Below are 17,863 nucleotides of genomic sequence, written 5' to 3' on the forward strand. Positions count from 1 at the left end.
AGCATGGCGGGACCGTGATGACAACTTCATGAAGACAATTCGCAAGCGGGCGGTGCCAACACGCGTGAAACTCGACACCGCCGGTGGGGACCAATCTGAAAGAGGTGGTGTTATGGCGGAACCTACGGCGTGCCCAAGCCTGTAGGCCTCGCATCGTTCATGCTTGTGGAGGAATCGTTATGCCTAGAGGTGAAAAATCCAAGTACACCGATAAACAGCAACGCAAAGCCGAACATATCGAACAGAGCTATGAGGAGCGCGGTGTGCCCGAGAAGGAGGCCGAAGCACGTGCGTGGGCCACGGTGAACAAGCAATCTGGCGGCGGCGAGCGCAAGGGTGGGTCGGGGCAGAACAAAAGCGAGACAGCCAAGCGCGCCGACCGCAAGGATTCCTCCCATCGCGCAGCGAAAGCACGCTCCGGCGATTCACCCAACAAGGGCTCAGCGCGTAGCAATCGTTCCGGCAGTAGCTCGCTCACCGAACTGACGCGGGACGAACTGATGCAGAAAGCCCGTGAGCGTGACGTCCGCGGTCGGTCGAAGATGCGCAAGGACGAGCTGATCAAGGCACTCAGCTGATGGAAACCGACATGCATGATCCCGATCCGCGGGGCGATGGAACGCCGAGCCCCATTCCAGATCCAGAGCGCAAGGAGCCCGATCAACCGGTGCCTATCGAAGACCCCGGCGACCCTGATCAGTCGGAGAAAGGCGGAGCCGGCTAAACTTTCCTGCTCCTCATCCATCACAGCTAAAGCCCAGCGAGACGCCAACAGGCGCGGCGGCATGGCTAAACAGCCCTATTGAATTCAGGAGACCGTGATGAGCTATGTACAACTGAGCGACAAACAGACCTTGCGCGAGCGTGCCCGGCAGCATGTCGAAAACGGTGCGGTGACCGAAAGCTATTCAGCAGACCGCGACACCGTGATCAATCTGCTCAACGAGGCATTGGCCACCGAGCTGGTCTGCTACCTGCGCTACAAGCGCCATCACTACATGGCGACTGGATTGAAATCGAGCGTTGCCGCAGCAGAGTTCCTTGAGCACGCCAACGAAGAGCAGGAACATGCCGACCGACTGGCCGAGCGTATCGTGCAGCTGGGCGGCGCACCCGACTTCAATCCGGACAGCCTTACCGAGCGATCACATGCGCAATATGCCGAAGGCAACGGCCTGCGCGACATGGTCTTCGAAAACCTGGTTGCCGAGCGCATCGCCATCGACAGCTACCGCGAGATCGTTCAGTACATCGGCGACAAGGACCCAACCACACGACGGATCTTCGAGGACATTCTCGCGCAGGAAGAAGAACACGCCGATGACATGGCCAGCCTGCTCGACGGCATGAACTGAGGCTGCAAGCTGCAGCCTGCGAGGATTGTCGGATCGATGGATGACGCTTAAAAATACCGTCGGGTGCCAAGCAAAGCACGATCAGGCCGTGGCCCGTAGATGGGTTGGCGCGCTTGAAGCTTAGCTTGAAGCAAAAAAAGGCCACCCGAAGGTGGCCTCAAAAAAAGGAAAGGAGAGTACTGCTCAGCCGGCAGCTGCCGGGCGCATGTAGGAGATCGGTGCGGTCTGGGAATCATCGAATGTCACCATTTCCCATGCGTCCTTCTGTTCCATCAAGGTGCGCAGCAAACGATTGTTCAATGCATGTCCGGATTTAAAGCCGCGGAATTCGCCGATCAAACTGGTGCCCAGCAAGTAAAGATCACCGATCGCATCGAGAATCTTGTGCTTCACGAACTCGTCCTCATAACGCAGGCCGTCTTCGTTGAGCACGTGGTCTTCGTCAACCACAATCGCGTTTTCAACGCTTCCACCCAAAGCCAGATTGTGCGAGCGGAGGAACTCGATGTCGCGCATGAAACCGAACGTCCGTGCACGACTGACTTCCTTGACAAAGGAAGTGCTGGAGAAATCCACGCTGGCGGTTTGGGTGCGACCGCGGAAAACCGGATGGTCGAAGTCGATCTCGAAACTCACTTTGAAGCCTTCGAATGGTATGAACGTGGCGCGCTTGTCGCCGTCCTCCACCGTGACCTCGCGGATGATGCGGATGAATTTCTTGGGGGCGTCCTGCTCCTGCAGGCCGGCTGATTGAATCAGGAATACGAAGGGGCCAGCGCTACCGTCCATGATCGGCACTTCCGATGCGGAAAGCTCGACATAAGCGTTATCGATGCCAAGTCCAGCCATGGCCGAAAGTAAATGCTCCACCGTGTCGACTTTGACGTCACCGCTTACCAGCGTGGTCGACATGGTTGTCTCGCCGACGTTCTCGGCCCGTGCGGCAATCTGTACGGGCGGGTTGAGATCGGTGCGACAGAACACGATTCCAGTATCCACGGGTGCCGGCTTCAGGGTCAGGTATACCTTTTCCCCCGAATGCAGGCCGACGCCAGTGGCGCGAATGATGTTCTTCAAGGTGCGTTGTCTGATCATGGCTTGATTTCGCTATTGCGCTGTTGCGAATGGTTTCCAACAAAGGTGGCGATCATAGCAGAACCCCAGTTTGCTGAATACCAATCAACCCAATACTCCTGATAAATCAAATCAATCAGCCTGGCGACGCAGGAAGGCCGGAATATCAAGGTAATCCAAGTCCTCCTGAGGATTCATTTTCGCCGCAGTCGCCACGTTGGCCTGATTGCGCATGATGGTCGGGCGGTCCAGATCACGGTAGTTCACCGCTGCCTGATCCTGACGTGGAGCCGGCGCTGCCTGCGGCGCGACCGCTGCGGTCTGCAGAGTATTGTCGACAACCTTGACCGGTTTCTCATTACGCGGGCCGAGTCCCGTAGCGACGACGGTAACGTGCAGTTCGTCGAGCATATCGGGATCGATCACAGCACCCACCTTGACGGTCGCTTCATCGGACGCGAACGCCTCGATGATCTCGCCGACGGCAGCGTATTCACCGAGCGAAAGATCCAGACCAGCGGTGATGTTGACCAAAATGCCGCGAGCACCCTGCAGATTGACGTCTTCTAGCAGCGGGTTGCGGATAGCCGCCTCGGTAGCTTCGCGAGCGCGGTTGGGGCCGGTTGCGCACCCCGTACCCATCATCGCCATGCCCATTTCCCCCATGACGGTTTTTACATCGGCGAAGTCGACGTTCATCAGGCCTGGGCGTTGCATGATGTCGGAAATACCGCGCACGGCGCCGGTGAGTACGTCGTCGGCCTTGGCGAAAGCCGCGAGCAGGCTCGCATCCTTGCCCAGGATGGTCAGCAGCTTTTCGTTGGGAATGGTGATCAGCGAATCGACGCACTCGGAGAGCTGACGAATGCCCTCGTCGGCGACCTGCATGCGACGACGCCCCTCGAACGGGAACGGGCGAGTCACCACTGCTACGGTCAGGATGCCCATTTCCTTGGCAACCGAAGCGATGACCGGCGCGGCGCCGGTGCCGGTACCACCGCCCATGCCGGTGGTGATGAACACCATGTCAGCGCCCTGCAGCACCTCGGCAATGCGCTCACGGTCATCCATGGCAGCCTGACGACCAATATCGGGATTGGTGCCGGCGCCCAGGCCTTTGGTAATAGCGGAACCCAACTGCAGTACGGTCCGCGCTTCAATTTTCTTCAGCGCCTGAGCATCGGTGTTGGCGCAGATGAATTCGACGCCTTCGACGCTGTTGCGCACCATGTGATTGACGGCGTTGCCGCCGCCTCCGCCTACGCCAATGACCTTAATCACTGCACTCTGCGGGGTATGATCTACGAGTTCGAACATTTCCCTCTCTCCTTCCAGCTTTCTAGTTGTGGTTACTGCTACTGCCGCACTGCTCAGAAATTGCCTTGGATCCAGCTTTTGAGCCGGTCCACGACAGATGTTTTGGGTTCTTCGGCGAAGTTGCCGAGACCGGACATGGTCGTGCCATCGGTCTGCTTGCGCATGCCGTACAGCAACAGGCCCACGCCCGTTGAATAGATAGGATTGCGGACCACATCCGTGAGTCCGTTGATGCTGTGCGGTACGCCCAGGCGCACCGGCATGTGAAAGATTTCCTCGGCCAGCTCGACGGCGCCTTCCATCTTCGCCGTACCGCCGGTGAGAACGATCCCTGCCGGGACCAGATCCTCGTAGCCGCTTCGACGCAGCTCAGCCTGGATCAATGTAAAGAGTTCGTCATAACGCGGCTCCACGACTTCGGCCAACGCCTGGCGTGAGAGTTCCCGCGGCGGACGATCCCCGACGCTCGGTACCTTGATGGTTTCGCCGGGGCCCGCCAGCTTGGCCAGCGCGCAGGCGTAGCGGATCTTGATCTCTTCGGCGTACTGGGTCGGCGTACGCAGAGCCATGGCGATGTCATTGGTGACCTGATCACCGGCGATCGGAATGACCGCGGTATGCCGAATCGCTCCTTCGGTGAAGATGCAGATGTCGGTTGTGCCGCCGCCGATATCCACCAGGCAGACGCCCAGTTCTTTTTCATCGTCGGTCAGGACGGCGTGGGCCGATGCGAGTTGTTCCAGAATGATGTCGTCGACTTCCAGGCCGCAGCGACGTACGCACTTTTCGATGTTCTGCGCTGCGTTGACGGCGCAAGTAACGACATGAACCTTCGCTTCCAGACGCACGCCGGACATGCCCAACGGCTCACGGACGCCCTCCTGGTTATCGATCACATAATCCTGCGGAAGCGTATGCAGCACCCGCTGATCAGCCGGAATCGCCACCGCTTGCGCGGCATCGAGCACGCGTTCTAGATCCGCTGTACTGACCTCGCGATCCCGGATCGCGACGATGCCATGGGAGTTGAGGCTGCGGATATGGTTGCCGGCTAGACCGACGAAGGCGGAGTGGATGCGGCAGCCGGCCATCAGCTGCGCTTCTTCGACGGCACGCTGGATCGACTGAACGGTGGACTCGATGTTGACCACCACGCCCTTCTTCAGGCCACGCGACGGATGGGTGCCGATCCCGACGATTTCGAGTTCGCCGTCCGGCGTCACTTCGCCCACCAGCGCCACCACCTTGGAGGTGCCGATGTCGAGGCCGACGATCATCTTGCCGCTTTGCACGCTAGACATGTGTTTCATTCCTCAATTCTTCGCAACGACGGATTCGTCCGTCGTGGTCGGGCTCGGCTCGCGCCACGCAACGGCCAGGCCATTGGCGTAGCGGAGGTCGATCCGCGCAATTCTTTCGCTCTCCGGCGCCAGCTCCTGCTGATAGATGGCCGTGAAGCGCCGCATTTTTTCGATTATCTGATCCCTTCCCAGTAACAGCTCGACGCCCTGCCTGGTCGTCAAGAACCAGCTGCCCCGAGCCCGCAATTCCAGACGGGCAATGGAGAACCCGAGCGGCCGAAGCATCTGGCTAAGCATCTGGTATTGCTGCATCACTCGCTGCTGGGCCCGTTTCGGACCATGCAACTGCGGCAGGTGTTCATACTGAGCTAGGTCATTGGGCGCAAAGGCCTGACCGTTGTTGTTCAACAGCGCCTCATCGCCCCAACGGGCGATGGGCAATTGCTCATCGAGGCGCACCATGACCTCATCCGGCCAGATACGGCGCGCTTCCACGTGCGCGATCCATGGCATCTGCTCCAGATCGCGACGCAGGGCATCGAGATCGACCTTGAAGAAGCTGGCTTCGACGAACGGAGCCATGCGCGCCTGCACGACCTGTTGATCGACATAGCTCAGCTCGCCCCGAACGCTGACCTTGGCGATGGGCCGATCGGCATAAGGCGCGAGCCGCTCGCCCAGTTCGTAAAGCCCGACCACCAGCGCAACCAATAGCACCGGCCAGAGAACACGCTTGAGCGAACTCAGGCTTGGGCGCGGCAGACGCGCTGAAAGCGGTTCACGTTGCACCAGCCGGCTCGCACCCCGCTGCGCCGGTTTGCGCGAAGCGCGGCCGGTAGCGGGTTGCGAGTGACGTAGCGTGGTAATCATGGATCAGTTACCTGCCGCCAGGCTGGCATCGAGAATGGCCAGCACCAGCTGCTGGAAATCCAGCCCAGCCGCGCGCGCCGCCATCGGCACCAGACTGTGATCGGTCATTCCCGGAACGGTGTTAACCTCCAGCAGCCAGAAGGCGCCGGTGCTGTCCTGCATGACGTCGACACGCGCCCAGCCCTGAATACCCACGGCCTCGCAGGCACGGGCGGAAAGATTTTTGAGTTCTTCTTCCTTGGCCGCATCCAGACCGCAGGGAATGCGGTACTGGGTATCGCTGGCCAGATACTTGGCGTCGTAGTCATAAAAGGTGTGCGGGGTACCCAGCCCGATCGGCGGCAAGACCGAACCGCGAAGCGTGGCGACCGTGTATTCCGGCCCTTGAATCCATTGCTCGACCAACACCTGAGAGTCATAGGCACTGGCAGCGCGCCAAGCGGCAATCAGCTCGGCGATGCCGCCGACCTTGGCCATGCCGATGCTGGAACCTTCATGCGCGGGTTTGACGATCAGCGGAAAGCCCAGGCTGTCGGCCGCAGCGTGACAGTCAGCCTCAGTCGTCAGCACGGCATGGCGCGGGGTTGGCAGACCGAGGCTCTGCCACACCTGTTTGGTGCGCAGTTTGTCCATGGCCAGCGCCGACGCAAGAATGCCACTGCCGGTATAGGGGATGCCGGCGCACTCGAGCAGGCCCTGCATGCTGCCATCTTCGCCGCCACGGCCGTGCAGCACGATGAAGGCGCGGTCAACATGCTCGCTGTTCAGGCGAGCCAGCACATCATCGCCAACGTCGATGCCGAACGCATCGACACCCGCCGACTGCAGCGCGCCCAGTACGGCAGCACCGGACTTCAGCGATACTTCGCGTTCGGCACTCTTGCCGCCGAACAGCACGGCAACCCGGCCGAACGCCTTGGGATCACGGGTCGATTGCAGGCCAGTCATTCACTCTTCCTCGCGGCATCGCCAGCAAACAGGGGACTGTTGATCAATTGGGGAGCCAGTCCGCCGATGTCTCCGGCGCCTTGGCAGAGCAGAATGTCGCCGGCGCGCAGCAGCGGTTTGACCAGCGGCGCCAGTTCGACACCGCGCTCGATATAGATCGGATCGAGCTGGCCGCGCTGACGAATGCTGTGGCACAGGTGGCGGCTGTCGGCGCCAGGAATCGGCTCCTCGCCTGCCGGATAGACTTCCATCAGCAGCAGCACATTGGCATCGGTCAGCACCTGAACGAAATCGTCGTACAGATCGCGGGTTCGGCTGAAACGATGAGGCTGATAGACCATCACCAGACGACGCTCGGGCCAGCCGCCACGTACGGCCTGGATCACCGCCGCGACTTCACGTGGGTGATGACCGTAATCGTCGACCAGCATCACACTGCCGCCATCCACCGGCAGCTCGCCATAAACCTGGAAGCGTCGGCCGACACCTCCAAACTCCGACAAACCCTGGACGATGGCGCCATCATCGATGCCCTCGTCAGTCGCGATGGCGATCGTTGCCAGCGCATTGAGGACGTTGTGCTTGCCCGGCATGTTGACCGAAACATCGAGCGCATCGCAGCCATCGCGCAGCACCGTGAAGTAGGTACGCATGCCTTCCTGGCGGATGCTGACGGCCCGCACATCGGCATCTTCGCTGAGGCCATAGGTGGTGATCGGGCGGCCAATCTGGGGAATGATCTCGCGTACCACCGGATCGTCTACGCAGAGCACCGCAAGCCCGTAGAACGGCAGGTTGTGCAGGAACTCCACGAAGGTGCGCTTGAGCTTGCCGAAGTCACCGCCATAGGTGCTCATGTGGTCGGCATCGATGTTGGTGACCACGGCGACCATCGGCTGCAGGTGCAGGAAGCTGGCGTCGCTCTCGTCGGCTTCGGCAATCAGATAGCGACTGCTACCCAGCTGCGCATTGGTTCCGGCCGCCGTCAGGCGCCCGCCGATGACGAAGGTCGGATCGAGTCCGCCCGCAGCAAACACCGATGCCAGCAGGCTGGTCGTGGTGGTCTTGCCGTGGGTGCCGGCAACCGCGATCCCGTGGCGATAGCGCATCAGCTCGGCAAGCATCTCGGCACGCGGCACCACCGGGATCCGCTGTTCAAGCGCAAATGCGACCTCGGGGTTGGAAGCATTCACCGCACTGGAAACCACCAGCACATCGGCCCCGGCCACATTGCCGGCCTGATGTCCGATATAGATTTGCGCACCGAAATTCTGCAGGCGCTCGGTGCTAGCCGATTCTTTCAGATCCGAGCCGGAGACGTCGTAGCCGAGATTCAGCAGGACTTCGGCGATGCCGCACATACCGACGCCGCCAATACCGACGAAATGAATCCTGCGGATGCGGCGCATACGACGTACTTCGGCCTTAACCGCTGCGGGAGACTTAGCCATGCGCCACCTCCAGGCAGATATCAACGACGGTACGGGTGGCGTCCGGCCGAGCCAGGCGGCGTGCCGTGGCCCCCATGGTCTTGAGTTTTTCCGGCTGCATCATTACCTCGGTCAGCTGCGCGGCCAGCGCGGCAGCATCGGTCTTTGCTTGTGGGAGAAGAACGGCTGCGCCCTCCTTCGCCAAATATTCGGCGTTGCGGGTCTGGTGATCGTCGATCGCATGGGGCAAAGGCACCAGGAACGATGGCAACCCGGCCGCGGCCAGCTCACAGACGGTCAGCGCACCCGCGCGGCAGATCACCAGGTCGGCCCAGGCGTAGGCACGGGACATGTCTTTAATGAAGGGAGCAACTTCGGCCTCAACACCCGCGGCGGCATAGCGCTCCCGGGTGATGTCGCCGTGCTGCTTGCCCGCCTGATGGAACACCTCGGGACGCAGCTCCTGCGCCAATTGGCCGAGGGCTTCGGGCAACAGTTTGTTCAACGGCTCGGCGCCCAGACTGCCACCCAGCACCAGCAGATGAGGACGACGCCCTAGCAGCGTTTGCCGGGGCGTTTCGAGAAACAGTTCATGGCGCACCGGATTACCGGTCGTGCGGCGCTTCGCGCTGTTGGCGAAGGTATTCGGAAAGGCCTCGCAGACCCGCTGCGCGAACGGCACCAGACTACGATTGGCGGTCCCAGCGACGGCATTCTGCTCATGGATCACCAACGGCACACCGGCCAGCTTCGCGGCCAAACCGCCTGGACCCGTCACATAGCCACCGAGCCCCAGCACGCAGACCGGCTTGAGCTCCCGCATGATCCGACGGGCTTGCCCGAGTGAACGCAGCAGCTGGAAAGGAGCCTTGAGTAACGACGCCACGCCTTTGCCCCGCAGCCCGCTCACTTGGATCAGATGCAGCGGCAGACCGGCGGCCGGCACCACTTCGTTCTCGATCCCGCGAGGCGTGCCCAGCCAATGCACGCTGTAGCCGCGGCTCTGGAATTCATGCGCACAGGCCAGCGCCGGGAAAACGTGCCCGCCGGTGCCGCCGGCCATGATCAGTACGTTAGCGGCCATGGGCGACCCCCTTGACCTTGGATTCCGGCACTTCGGCGAAGTCTTCTTCGCTGAACTCGGCGTCTTCGCTACCCAATACGGTGCGGCTCTCCCACTCGATACGCAGCAACAAAGCCATGCTGGCGCAGGTCACCACCAGCGAACTGCCGCCATAGCTCAGGAATGGCAAGGTCAGCCCCTTCGTCGGTAGAAGACCAACGTTCACACCGACGTTGATCAGAAACTGTCCGAGCCACAAAAACGCCACGCCCCAGGCGATGTAAGCGGCGAAGAACTGGCGTGCGCGCTCGGCTGCCAGCCCGATATACAGAGCGCGTACGCCGACGAAGGCGAACAGCAAAATCGTTAGCAACGCACCGACCATGCCGAGTTCTTCCGCCAGCACAGAAAACACGAAATCGGTATGCGCTTCAGGCAGGTAGAACTGCTTCTGCACGCTGTTACCCAGACCGACACCGAGCCATTCGCCCCGCCCGAACGCAATCAACGCCTGGGTCAATTGGTAGCCGGCACCATACTGATCAGCCCAGGGGTCGGTGAAGGTGATCAACCGCTGCAGGCGATACTCCTGAGTCTGCACCAGGATGAACACCGCGCCGACCGCCAGCAGCACCAGCAGGCTGAAGCGGATCAAGCCGACACCACCGAGGAACAGCATCGCCACCGCCGCGCCCATCATGACGACGGTCGCACCGAAGTCGGGCTCGAGCAGCAACAGCATCGCCATCGGCAGCAGCACCAAGAATGGCTTGAGAAAGCCCCAGAGGCTTTCGCGTACTTCTTGCTGACGGCGCACGAGATAACCGGCGAGATAGACCACGACGAAGAGCTTGGCCAACTCCGACGGCTGCACGTTGAAGGCGCCGAAGCCGATCCAGCGCATGGAGCCGTTGACCTCGCGACCGATGCCCGGAATCAGTACCAGGATCAGTAACGCAAACGCGGCTAACAGCAGCATCCAGTCCGACCGCTGCCATACGGACAAGGGCACCAACAACACGGCCGCCGCGGCCCCCAGACCGAGCAGCACGTACACCAGATGGCGAACCATGTGGTACAGCGAATTGCCGGCATTCACCGCAGCGACCTCCGAGGACGCTGAGGTAATCATCACGAGCCCCAGGCCCAGCAGCGCCAGACAACCCGCGAGCATCGGGAAATCGAGATCCAGGCCACGGCGGCTGAATAGCGGAGAGGGCGCACTGCGCAGGAACGCGAGCATCAGTTGAGCGCCCCCACCGCAGCGGCGAACTGACGTCCGCGATCTTCGAAATTGACGAACATGTCGAGGCTGGCGCAGGCCGGCGACAGCAATACCGCATCGCCAGACTGCGCCAGCTCGGCCGCCTGCTGCACGGCCTCCTGCAGGGTCTGGACACGGTGAATCGGCGCGGCACCATCGAGCGCAGCCGCGAGCAGCTCGGCATCACGCCCCAGCAGAACGACGTGGCGGCAGTGATGCGAAACCGGGCTACGCAGCCCCGAGAAATCGGCACCCTTGCCATCGCCGCCGGCAATCAACACCAGCTTGCCGTCGATATCGCTGCCCAGACCATCGATGGCGGCCAGCGCAGCGCCCACGTTGGTCGCCTTGGAGTCGTCGTAATAATGAACGCCCTTGCGCTCACCCACCCACTGGCAGCGATGGGCAAGACCGGCGAAGCGGCGCAACGTAGCGAGCATCGGTTCGAACGGCAGCCCCGCCGCATGCCCTAGGGCCAGAGCGGCCAGAGCGTTGGATTGGTTGTGCGCACCGCGAATCTTCAACTGATTAGCAGGCATCAGAGCATCGAACTGGAAGGCCAGATACTTTTCCCCGTTCTCCTCGAACAGCCCAAAGCCCTTGAAGTCAGGTTTGCCAAGGCCGAACGACCATGCCGGCACGTCATCACCGATCAACGGACGGCTCAGACGATCGTCACGATTGATCACGACTTGCCGTGCGCCGCGGAAAATCCGGTGCTTGGCCTGGTGATACGCCGGCAGCCCTTCGTAGCGATCCATGTGGTCTTCGCTAATGTTCAGGCAGGTCGCAACCTGTGCGTTCAGCTGATCGGTGGTTTCCAACTGGAAGCTGGAGAGTTCCAGCACATAGAGCTCGACGTCGTCGTCAAGCAAATCCAGTGCGGGGGTTCCGAGATTTCCGCCCACCGCGACCTTGCGACCGGCTGCGGCGGCCATCTCGCCGACCAACGTGGTTACGGTGCTTTTCGCATTGGAGCCGGTAATCGCGATGATCGGCGCCTTGGCTTCGCGAGCGAACAGCTCGATGTCGCCTGACAGCTTCACGCCTCTGGACGCGGCAACTTGAAGCGCCGGTGTGCTGAGCGGCAGGCCGGGGCTGACCAGCAGTTCGCTGGCGCGGCAGAGAAACTCGGCATCAAGCTCGCCACAACGGACTTCGACGTCCGGATACTGTGCTCGCAGAGTGGCCAGTTCCGGCGGATTCGCGCGCGTATCGGCCACGGCAAACGGCACGCCACGGCTCGCCAGATGGCGAACTAGGGACATGCCGCTCTTGCCGAGACCGACGACGATGCGGAACTGATCGGAAGCGATGAGCACTCTTTATTACCTCAGTTTCAGGGTGGCGAGACCGACCAGCACCAGAATCACCGTAATGATCCAGAAGCGCACGATGACCCGAGGCTCGGGCCAGCCCTTGAGTTCGAAATGGTGGTGAATCGGTGCCATGCGGAAGACCCGCTTGCCGGTCAGCTTGAACGAGGCGACCTGGATCATCACCGACAGGGTCTCCATCACGAACACGCCACCCATGATGAACAGCACGACTTCTTGGCGAACGATCACGGCGATGGTGCCCAGCGCCGCGCCGAGGGCCAGGGCACCGACGTCACCCATGAAGACTTGCGCCGGGTAGGTGTTGAACCAAAGAAAGCCGAGCCCGGCACCGATCAGCGCACCGCAGAACACGATCAGTTCGCCTGCGCCGGGGATATAGGGAATCAATAGGTACTGGGCAAAGTTCACGTTACCCGAGAGGTAGCAGAAGATGCCCAGCGCGCCGCCGACCATCACGGTCGGCATGATCGCCAGACCATCCAGGCCGTCGGTGAGGTTGACCGCGTTGCTCGAGCCGACGATGACGAAATAGGTCAGCACCACAAAGCCGATCCCGAGCGGAATTTCGATGTTTTTCAGCAGCGGCAGGATCAGCGTGGTTTCGACCGGCGTCTGAGCGGTCATATAAAGGAAGATCGCCGCGCCGAGTCCGAACACCGATTGCCAGAAGTACTTCCAACGGCTCGGCAGGCCCCGCGAGTTCTTCTCGATGACCTTGCGATAGTCGTCGACCCAACCCACCGCCCCGAACAACAACGTGACGGCCAGCACCACCCAGACGTAGCGGTTGGACAGGTCCGCCCAGAGCAGCGTACTGATGGCGATGGCGCTGAGAATCAAGGCGCCACCCATGGTCGGGGTACCGGATTTAGACAGATGCGTCTGCGGCCCATCGGTACGAACGGCCTGGCCGATCTGGCGCAGCTGCAGGGTGCGGATCAGCCAGGGCCCCATCCACAGCGAAAGCACCAGCGCGGTAAGCACGCCGAGGATTCCGCGCAGAGACAGGTACTGGAAGACCGCGAAGCCCGTGTGGAAGCGTTGCAGATACTCGGCGAGTAGCAGCAGCATCAATGTTTCTCCATGCCGGACGCAGAAAGCGCGGCGACGACCTTATCCATCGCGGCGCTCCGTGATCCCTTGATCAATATTGTTGTGGCGTTGCCCTGCTCCAGGCGCAACGCCTCGATCAGGCTCTGCTGATCGGCGAAATGACGACCGCCGGCTCCGAAGGCATCGACCGCATGCTTCATCAGCGGTCCGACCGCGAACAGGGCATCCACTTTGCCGGCGGCGTAACTGCCCACCTCGCGATGGCCTTGTTCGGCCCAATCGCCCAGCTCGCCCATGTCACCCAGCGTCAGCACGGTACGCCCGGCGAAGCCGGCCAGCACGTCGGTGGCTGCGCAGATGGAGGCTGGGTTCGCGTTGTAGGTATCGTCGATCAGACGAACACCATTGCCGAGCATTTGCGCAACACCCCGCCCCTTGACCGGCTGCAGGCTTTCAAGGCCCGCGACGATATGTTCGCACGCGACACCCAGCGCGTGCGCGGCGGCCGCGGCGGCGAGCGCATTGGCCACGCTGTGTCGACCGAGCAGATTGAGCTGGACACGAGCGGACCCGGACGGGCCGTTCAAGACGAAGTTCGGGCAACCGCGTTGGTCATAAGCGATCGATGAGGGATGAAAGTCCGCCAGAGGGCTTTGTATTGCGAAGCTGAGCACCGATTTTCCGGCCACCCGCTGCTGCCACGTGGCATAGGCGCGGTCGTCGCGATTGAGCACAGCGATGCCATTCACGCCGAGCCCGTCGAGAATCTCGCCTTTGGCTACGACAATTTTCTCAGGCCCGCCAAACTCGCCGACATGGGCGGTTCCGGCATTGGTAATAAGACTGACATCCGGCTGCGTCAGGCTGACGGTGTAGGCAATTTCTCCGAGACGTGAAGCGCCCAGTTCGATCACCGCAGCCTTATGCTGAGGGGACAACTCCAACAGCGTGAGCGGAGCGCCAAGATCGTTGTTGAGATTGCCGCGCGTGGCCAGTACCGCATCGGCGCCAAAGGCGGCGCGCAGGATGCTGGCGAGCAGCTCCTTTACGCTGGTTTTGCCACTGGAGCCGGTAATTGCCGCGACCGGCCCGGTAAAGGCGGCACGGTTCAGCGCACCCAGCTGACCCAGCGCGATGCGGCTGTCGGCCACCACCAATTGCGGCAGCGAAACATCTTCCACGTGCCGCTCGACCAGGGCGGCAACGGCTCCCTTGGCAGCGACCTCGGCCAGATAGGCATGACCGTCGAAGCGGGGACCGGTCAGCGCCACGAACAACTGTCCTGGCTCGATGGCACGACTGTCAGAGCTGACCGAACTGAACGCCACATCGGCATTCACCAGCCTGGCGGACAGCGACTCGACAAGATCACTCAGGCGAATGGCTTCAAGCATCGGCACCCCTCCAGGCAGCCAGGGCGATCGATGCCTGGTCGAGATCGGAGAACGGCAGGCGCTCTCCTTTGATCTCCTGATAATCCTCATGGCCCTTGCCGGCCAGCAGCACTACGTCATCGACATGGCTATCGGCGATGCAGCGGACGATGGCGTCGGCACGACCCGGCACGAAGGCGGCCCGCTCGGGCGCGCCGAAGCCAGCGCGAATCTCATCGAGAATCTGCAGCGGATCTTCATTTCGTGGATTGTCATCGGTCACCACGACGCTGTCCGCCAGGCGCTCAGCGACCTGCGCCATCAGTGCACGCTTGCCTCGGTCGCGGTCGCCACCGCAGCCGAACAGGCACAACAACCTCCCACGAGTATGCGGACGCAGTGCGCTGAGAACCTTTTCTAGCGCGTCAGGCGTATGGGCGTAATCAACTACGACCAGCGGACGCTCGCCACCACCCAGACGCTGCATACGCCCAGCAGGACCGTCGATCTCCGGCAGTACGGCGAGGATTTCATCCAGCGGATAGTTCATCCCCAGCAGCGCGCCGATCGCCGCGAGCACATTGCTGACGTTGAAACGGCCAAGCAAGGGGCTGCGTAGCGAGCGTTCACCCTGCGGGGTGATGAGGCGCGCATGTATTCCGTTGTCGTCCAGCCGTGCCTCTGGGCAGTAGAGGTATGCGGAGGCATCGTCCAGGCTGTAGGTGATCAGCCGCGATTCACCTTTTTCAGCAGCAAGAACGCGCCCGAACGCATCATCCAGATTGATTACGCGGCAGCTGAGCTCCGGCATCTTGAACAACCGAGCCTTGACCTCACCGTAGGCTTCCATGGAGCCGTGGTAGTCCAGATGATCGCGCGAAAGATTGGTGAACACCGCCACATCGAACGCCAGCGCGGCAACCCGTCCCTGATCCAGTCCATGAGACGACACTTCCATCGCAACGGCCCGCGCGCCCTGCTTGCGAAGATTTGCCAGGTTGGCTTGCACACCAATGGCATCGGGCGTCGTGTGCTGGCCGAGTATCAGCTCGCCATGGAAACCGGTGCCCAAGGTGCCGATGATGCCGCAACGCTCGCCCAGGCGATCCAGGGCCTGAGCGACCAGATAAGTGACGCTGGTTTTGCCGTTGGTTCCGGTAACGCCAACCAAGTGCAGACTGCGGCTCGGCTCGCCGTAGAACCGTCCGGCTATCGCCGACAATTGCTCCGCCAGATGACGCACGGGAACCAGCACGGCACTTGCGGCAGTCATTTCGACCGCGCCTTCGGCTTCGTAGGCCACCGCCGCCGCGCCGCGGGAAACGGCATCGGCAATATGCACGCGACCGTCTTGCTGGTAACCAGGCACAGCCAGAAACAGGTCGCCCGGTCGCACCTTGCGGCTGTCGAGGGTCAGCTCACGAATCAAGGTGGCGCTGTCGGCCTGAGGCAGCAACTGATTCAACGGCATCGGCATCAGATCCGTCCTCCCTTGACCTTGGCCGCCTCGGCGGTTTGAACATCTGCGGGTGGCGGTAGGTTGTCTGGCGCAACGTTCATCAATCGCAACGCGCGAGCCGCTACTTTGCCGAACACCGGTGCGGCGACCAGCCCGCCGTAATAGCCGCCCTCGCTGGGCTCGTCGACCACGACCACGACCGCAATACGCGGATTGGAAACCGGTGCCACTCCGGCGAAGAACGAACGATAGGCGTCCTTGGTATAGCCGCCGGTTCCGGATACTTTTTTCGCCGTGCCGCTCTTACCGGCCACGTGGTAACCCGGGACCTTGGCGCGGGTGCCACCGCCGCCCTCTTCCTCGACCACGGACTGCAACATCCGCAACACTGTGGTGGAAATCGTCTTGTCGATGACTTGCACGCCTTCCTGCGGCTGGTCCAGACGCAGCAACGACATGGGTACGTTGTTGCCTTCGTTACCGAGTACGGCGTAGGCATGAGCGAGCTGCGCCGCCGTCACCGACAAGCCGTAGCCGTACGCGAGCGAAGCAGTCTCCGCATCTCGCCATTTGCGGTGATTGGGAAGGTTGCCGACGCGCTCGCCTGGAAAACCGAGACCGGTGGCCTGACCGAACCCTGCCTGCTGCATGATGGTGTGCACTGGCTCCGGACCGATATCCAACGCGATCTTGCTGATTCCGACGTTGCTGGACTTCATCAGAATGCCGGTCAGGTTGAGCATGCCCCCGCGGGAAACGTCGCGGATGGTGTATCGGCCGATACGCATCCAGCCCGGCAAGGTGTTGACTACCGACTCCGGCTGGTACTTACCTGTGCCGAGCGCTGCGGCAATACTGAAGGGCTTGACCGTCGAACCAGGCTCGAACACGTCGATCAACGCACGATTGCGCATTGCCGATGGCTGCAGATTGCGGCGATTGTTGGGGTTGTAGGTAGGCTGGTTGGCCATGGCGAGGACTTCGCCGGTTTGCACATCGACCATCACCAGACTGGCAGCTTTGGCACCGTGCTCCTGCACCACTTTGCGCAGCTCGCTATGAGCCAGATATTGCAAGCGTAGATCGATGGACAACGCCAGCGCCTTGCCGGGCTTGGCGTTCTTAACTACCTGCACATCCTTGATCAACCGGCCACGGCGGTCCTTGAGCACCTGACGCTTGCCGGGAACGCCGGCCAGCCACTCGTCATATGCCAGCTCCAGGCCTTCCCGGCCACGATCATCAATATCCGTGAAGCCAACCACATGCGCGGCAACCTCGCCGGCGGGATAGAAGCGACGGAACTCCTCCTGGGCATACACGCCCGGAATGCCGAGATCCAGTACACGCTGGCCCTGTTCGGGTGTCAGCCCACGCACCAGGTAGATGAATTCGCGCTCGGCTTGCTCCTTGAGGCGCTGCTGAAGCGCGACCGGTTCTTGACCTAGCGCTTGCGCCAGTTCTGGCCAACGCGCCTGCGCAGCCTGAAGCTCACGCGGATTACCCCAAAGCGTCGTGACCGGCGTGCTGACTGCCAAAGGTTCGCCGTGGCGATCTGTAATCAAGCCGCGATGCGCCGGGATAGGAATGTGCCGCACACTGCGAGCGTCACCCTGGTTCTGCAGAAAGCTCTGATCGATCACCTGCAAATCGACGATACGCCACGCAAGGGCGCCAACCATCAGGGCCAGCAACGCCAGGACGATACGAAAGCGCCACGGATACAGCGCGCCTTGGAGCTTCATTGAGCCACCAGCCTGACATCAGCCGCTTCCGGGATGAGCATCTTCAACTGCTCGGTCGCCAGCGTCTCGATACGGCTATGCGCCGTCCAGGTGCTCTGTTCCAGTATCAAGCGACCCCACTCGGCCTGCGCCTTGTCGCGTACGCTGAGTTCGCCATACAGCTCGTTGAGCAGTTGGCGGTTCCAGTGCGCGCTATAGGCAACCGCGATCGCCGACAAGAGCACGGTAATGAACAGCACCAGCATCATCAGGCTGCCGTTGGGCATGGCGC

The 17,863-nt window shown here is 61.6% G+C and carries 17 protein-coding genes; 3 read left to right on the forward strand and 14 right to left on the reverse strand.

What is annotated here, in order from left to right; all coding sequences use genetic code 11:
* Window positions 1-179 precede the first annotated feature (179 nt).
* The 3 genes from V6943_RS00175 to V6943_RS00185 all read left to right on the forward strand — a co-directional run bounded on the left by V6943_RS00175 (window position 180) and on the right by V6943_RS00185 (window position 1,355).
* Window positions 180-578: a Rho termination factor N-terminal domain-containing protein gene (locus V6943_RS00175; protein WP_131649962.1), complete on the forward strand. Its 399-nt coding sequence runs from the start codon at window positions 180-182 to the stop codon at window positions 576-578.
* Between the two features lie 11 nt (window positions 579-589).
* Window positions 590-724 (forward strand): hypothetical protein, encoded by a 135-nt coding sequence (locus V6943_RS00180; RefSeq protein WP_340552252.1) that lies wholly within the window; start codon window positions 590-592, stop codon window positions 722-724.
* Between the two features lie 97 nt (window positions 725-821).
* Complete coding sequence (locus V6943_RS00185) at window positions 822-1,355, forward strand: ferritin-like domain-containing protein (protein ID WP_340552253.1); 534 nt, start codon at window positions 822-824, stop codon at window positions 1,353-1,355.
* 183 nt (window positions 1,356-1,538) lie between these two features.
* Here the strand turns inward: V6943_RS00185 and lpxC are convergent, their stop codons facing one another.
* From lpxC to ftsL, 14 genes are all read right to left on the reverse strand, one after another.
* Window positions 1,539-2,450, reverse strand: coding sequence for a UDP-3-O-acyl-N-acetylglucosamine deacetylase (lpxC, locus tag V6943_RS00190; protein WP_131649960.1), 912 nt, complete (start codon window positions 2,448-2,450; stop codon window positions 1,539-1,541).
* A 111-nt stretch (window positions 2,451-2,561) separates the two neighbouring features.
* On the reverse strand, window positions 2,562-3,746 hold the full coding sequence (gene ftsZ, locus V6943_RS00195; protein WP_131649959.1) for a cell division protein FtsZ: 1,185 nt from the start codon (window positions 3,744-3,746) through the stop codon (window positions 2,562-2,564).
* A gap of 53 nt (window positions 3,747-3,799) precedes the next feature.
* Window positions 3,800-5,047, reverse strand: coding sequence for a cell division protein FtsA (gene ftsA / locus V6943_RS00200; protein ID WP_181100150.1), 1,248 nt, complete (start codon window positions 5,045-5,047; stop codon window positions 3,800-3,802).
* Between the two features lie 12 nt (window positions 5,048-5,059).
* A complete protein-coding gene (locus V6943_RS00205; protein WP_131649957.1) occupies window positions 5,060-5,917 on the reverse strand; it encodes a cell division protein FtsQ/DivIB in 858 nt (285 codons plus the stop codon).
* A 3-nt stretch (window positions 5,918-5,920) separates the two neighbouring features.
* Window positions 5,921-6,865, reverse strand: coding sequence for a D-alanine--D-alanine ligase (locus V6943_RS00210; RefSeq protein ID WP_340552254.1), 945 nt, complete (start codon window positions 6,863-6,865; stop codon window positions 5,921-5,923).
* Window positions 6,862-8,316, reverse strand: a complete 1,455-nt coding sequence (gene murC / locus V6943_RS00215; RefSeq protein WP_131649955.1) for a UDP-N-acetylmuramate--L-alanine ligase — start codon at window positions 8,314-8,316, stop codon at window positions 6,862-6,864. Before murC ends, V6943_RS00210 begins: the two co-directional genes overlap by 4 nt.
* Entirely contained in the window at window positions 8,309-9,379 is a 1,071-nt protein-coding gene (murG, locus tag V6943_RS00220; protein WP_340552255.1) for an undecaprenyldiphospho-muramoylpentapeptide beta-N-acetylglucosaminyltransferase, read from the reverse strand. The genes murC and murG overlap by 8 nt, the downstream gene beginning before the upstream one ends.
* The gene (gene ftsW, locus V6943_RS00225; RefSeq protein WP_131649953.1) at window positions 9,369-10,601 is read right to left on the reverse strand and encodes a putative lipid II flippase FtsW; all 1,233 of its coding nucleotides are present in this window, start codon (window positions 10,599-10,601) and stop codon (window positions 9,369-9,371) included. Before ftsW ends, murG begins: the two co-directional genes overlap by 11 nt.
* The gene (gene murD, locus V6943_RS00230) at window positions 10,601-11,944 is read right to left on the reverse strand and encodes a UDP-N-acetylmuramoyl-L-alanine--D-glutamate ligase (RefSeq protein WP_131649952.1); all 1,344 of its coding nucleotides are present in this window, start codon (window positions 11,942-11,944) and stop codon (window positions 10,601-10,603) included. The genes ftsW and murD overlap by 1 nt, the downstream gene beginning before the upstream one ends.
* Window positions 11,945-11,950: 6 nt before the next feature.
* Complete coding sequence (mraY, locus tag V6943_RS00235; RefSeq protein WP_131649951.1) at window positions 11,951-13,033, reverse strand: phospho-N-acetylmuramoyl-pentapeptide-transferase; 1,083 nt, start codon at window positions 13,031-13,033, stop codon at window positions 11,951-11,953.
* Complete coding sequence (locus V6943_RS00240; protein ID WP_340552256.1) at window positions 13,033-14,409, reverse strand: UDP-N-acetylmuramoyl-tripeptide--D-alanyl-D-alanine ligase; 1,377 nt, start codon at window positions 14,407-14,409, stop codon at window positions 13,033-13,035. Before V6943_RS00240 ends, mraY begins: the two co-directional genes overlap by 1 nt.
* On the reverse strand, window positions 14,402-15,865 hold the full coding sequence (locus tag V6943_RS00245) for a UDP-N-acetylmuramoyl-L-alanyl-D-glutamate--2,6-diaminopimelate ligase (RefSeq protein ID WP_340552257.1): 1,464 nt from the start codon (window positions 15,863-15,865) through the stop codon (window positions 14,402-14,404). The genes V6943_RS00240 and V6943_RS00245 overlap by 8 nt, the downstream gene beginning before the upstream one ends.
* On the reverse strand, window positions 15,865-17,592 hold the full coding sequence (locus V6943_RS00250; RefSeq protein ID WP_340552258.1) for a peptidoglycan D,D-transpeptidase FtsI family protein: 1,728 nt from the start codon (window positions 17,590-17,592) through the stop codon (window positions 15,865-15,867). Before V6943_RS00250 ends, V6943_RS00245 begins: the two co-directional genes overlap by 1 nt.
* Window positions 17,589-17,858 carry a cell division protein FtsL gene (gene ftsL / locus V6943_RS00255; protein ID WP_131650049.1) on the reverse strand — a complete coding sequence of 90 codons (270 nt, stop codon included), beginning with the start codon at window positions 17,856-17,858 and terminating at the stop codon, window positions 17,589-17,591. The genes V6943_RS00250 and ftsL overlap by 4 nt, the downstream gene beginning before the upstream one ends.
* Window positions 17,859-17,863 lie beyond the last annotated feature (5 nt).

Source organism: Pseudomonas sp. CBC3, assembly GCF_037967085.1.
Classification (GTDB): Bacteria; Pseudomonadota; Gammaproteobacteria; order Pseudomonadales; family Pseudomonadaceae; genus Stutzerimonas.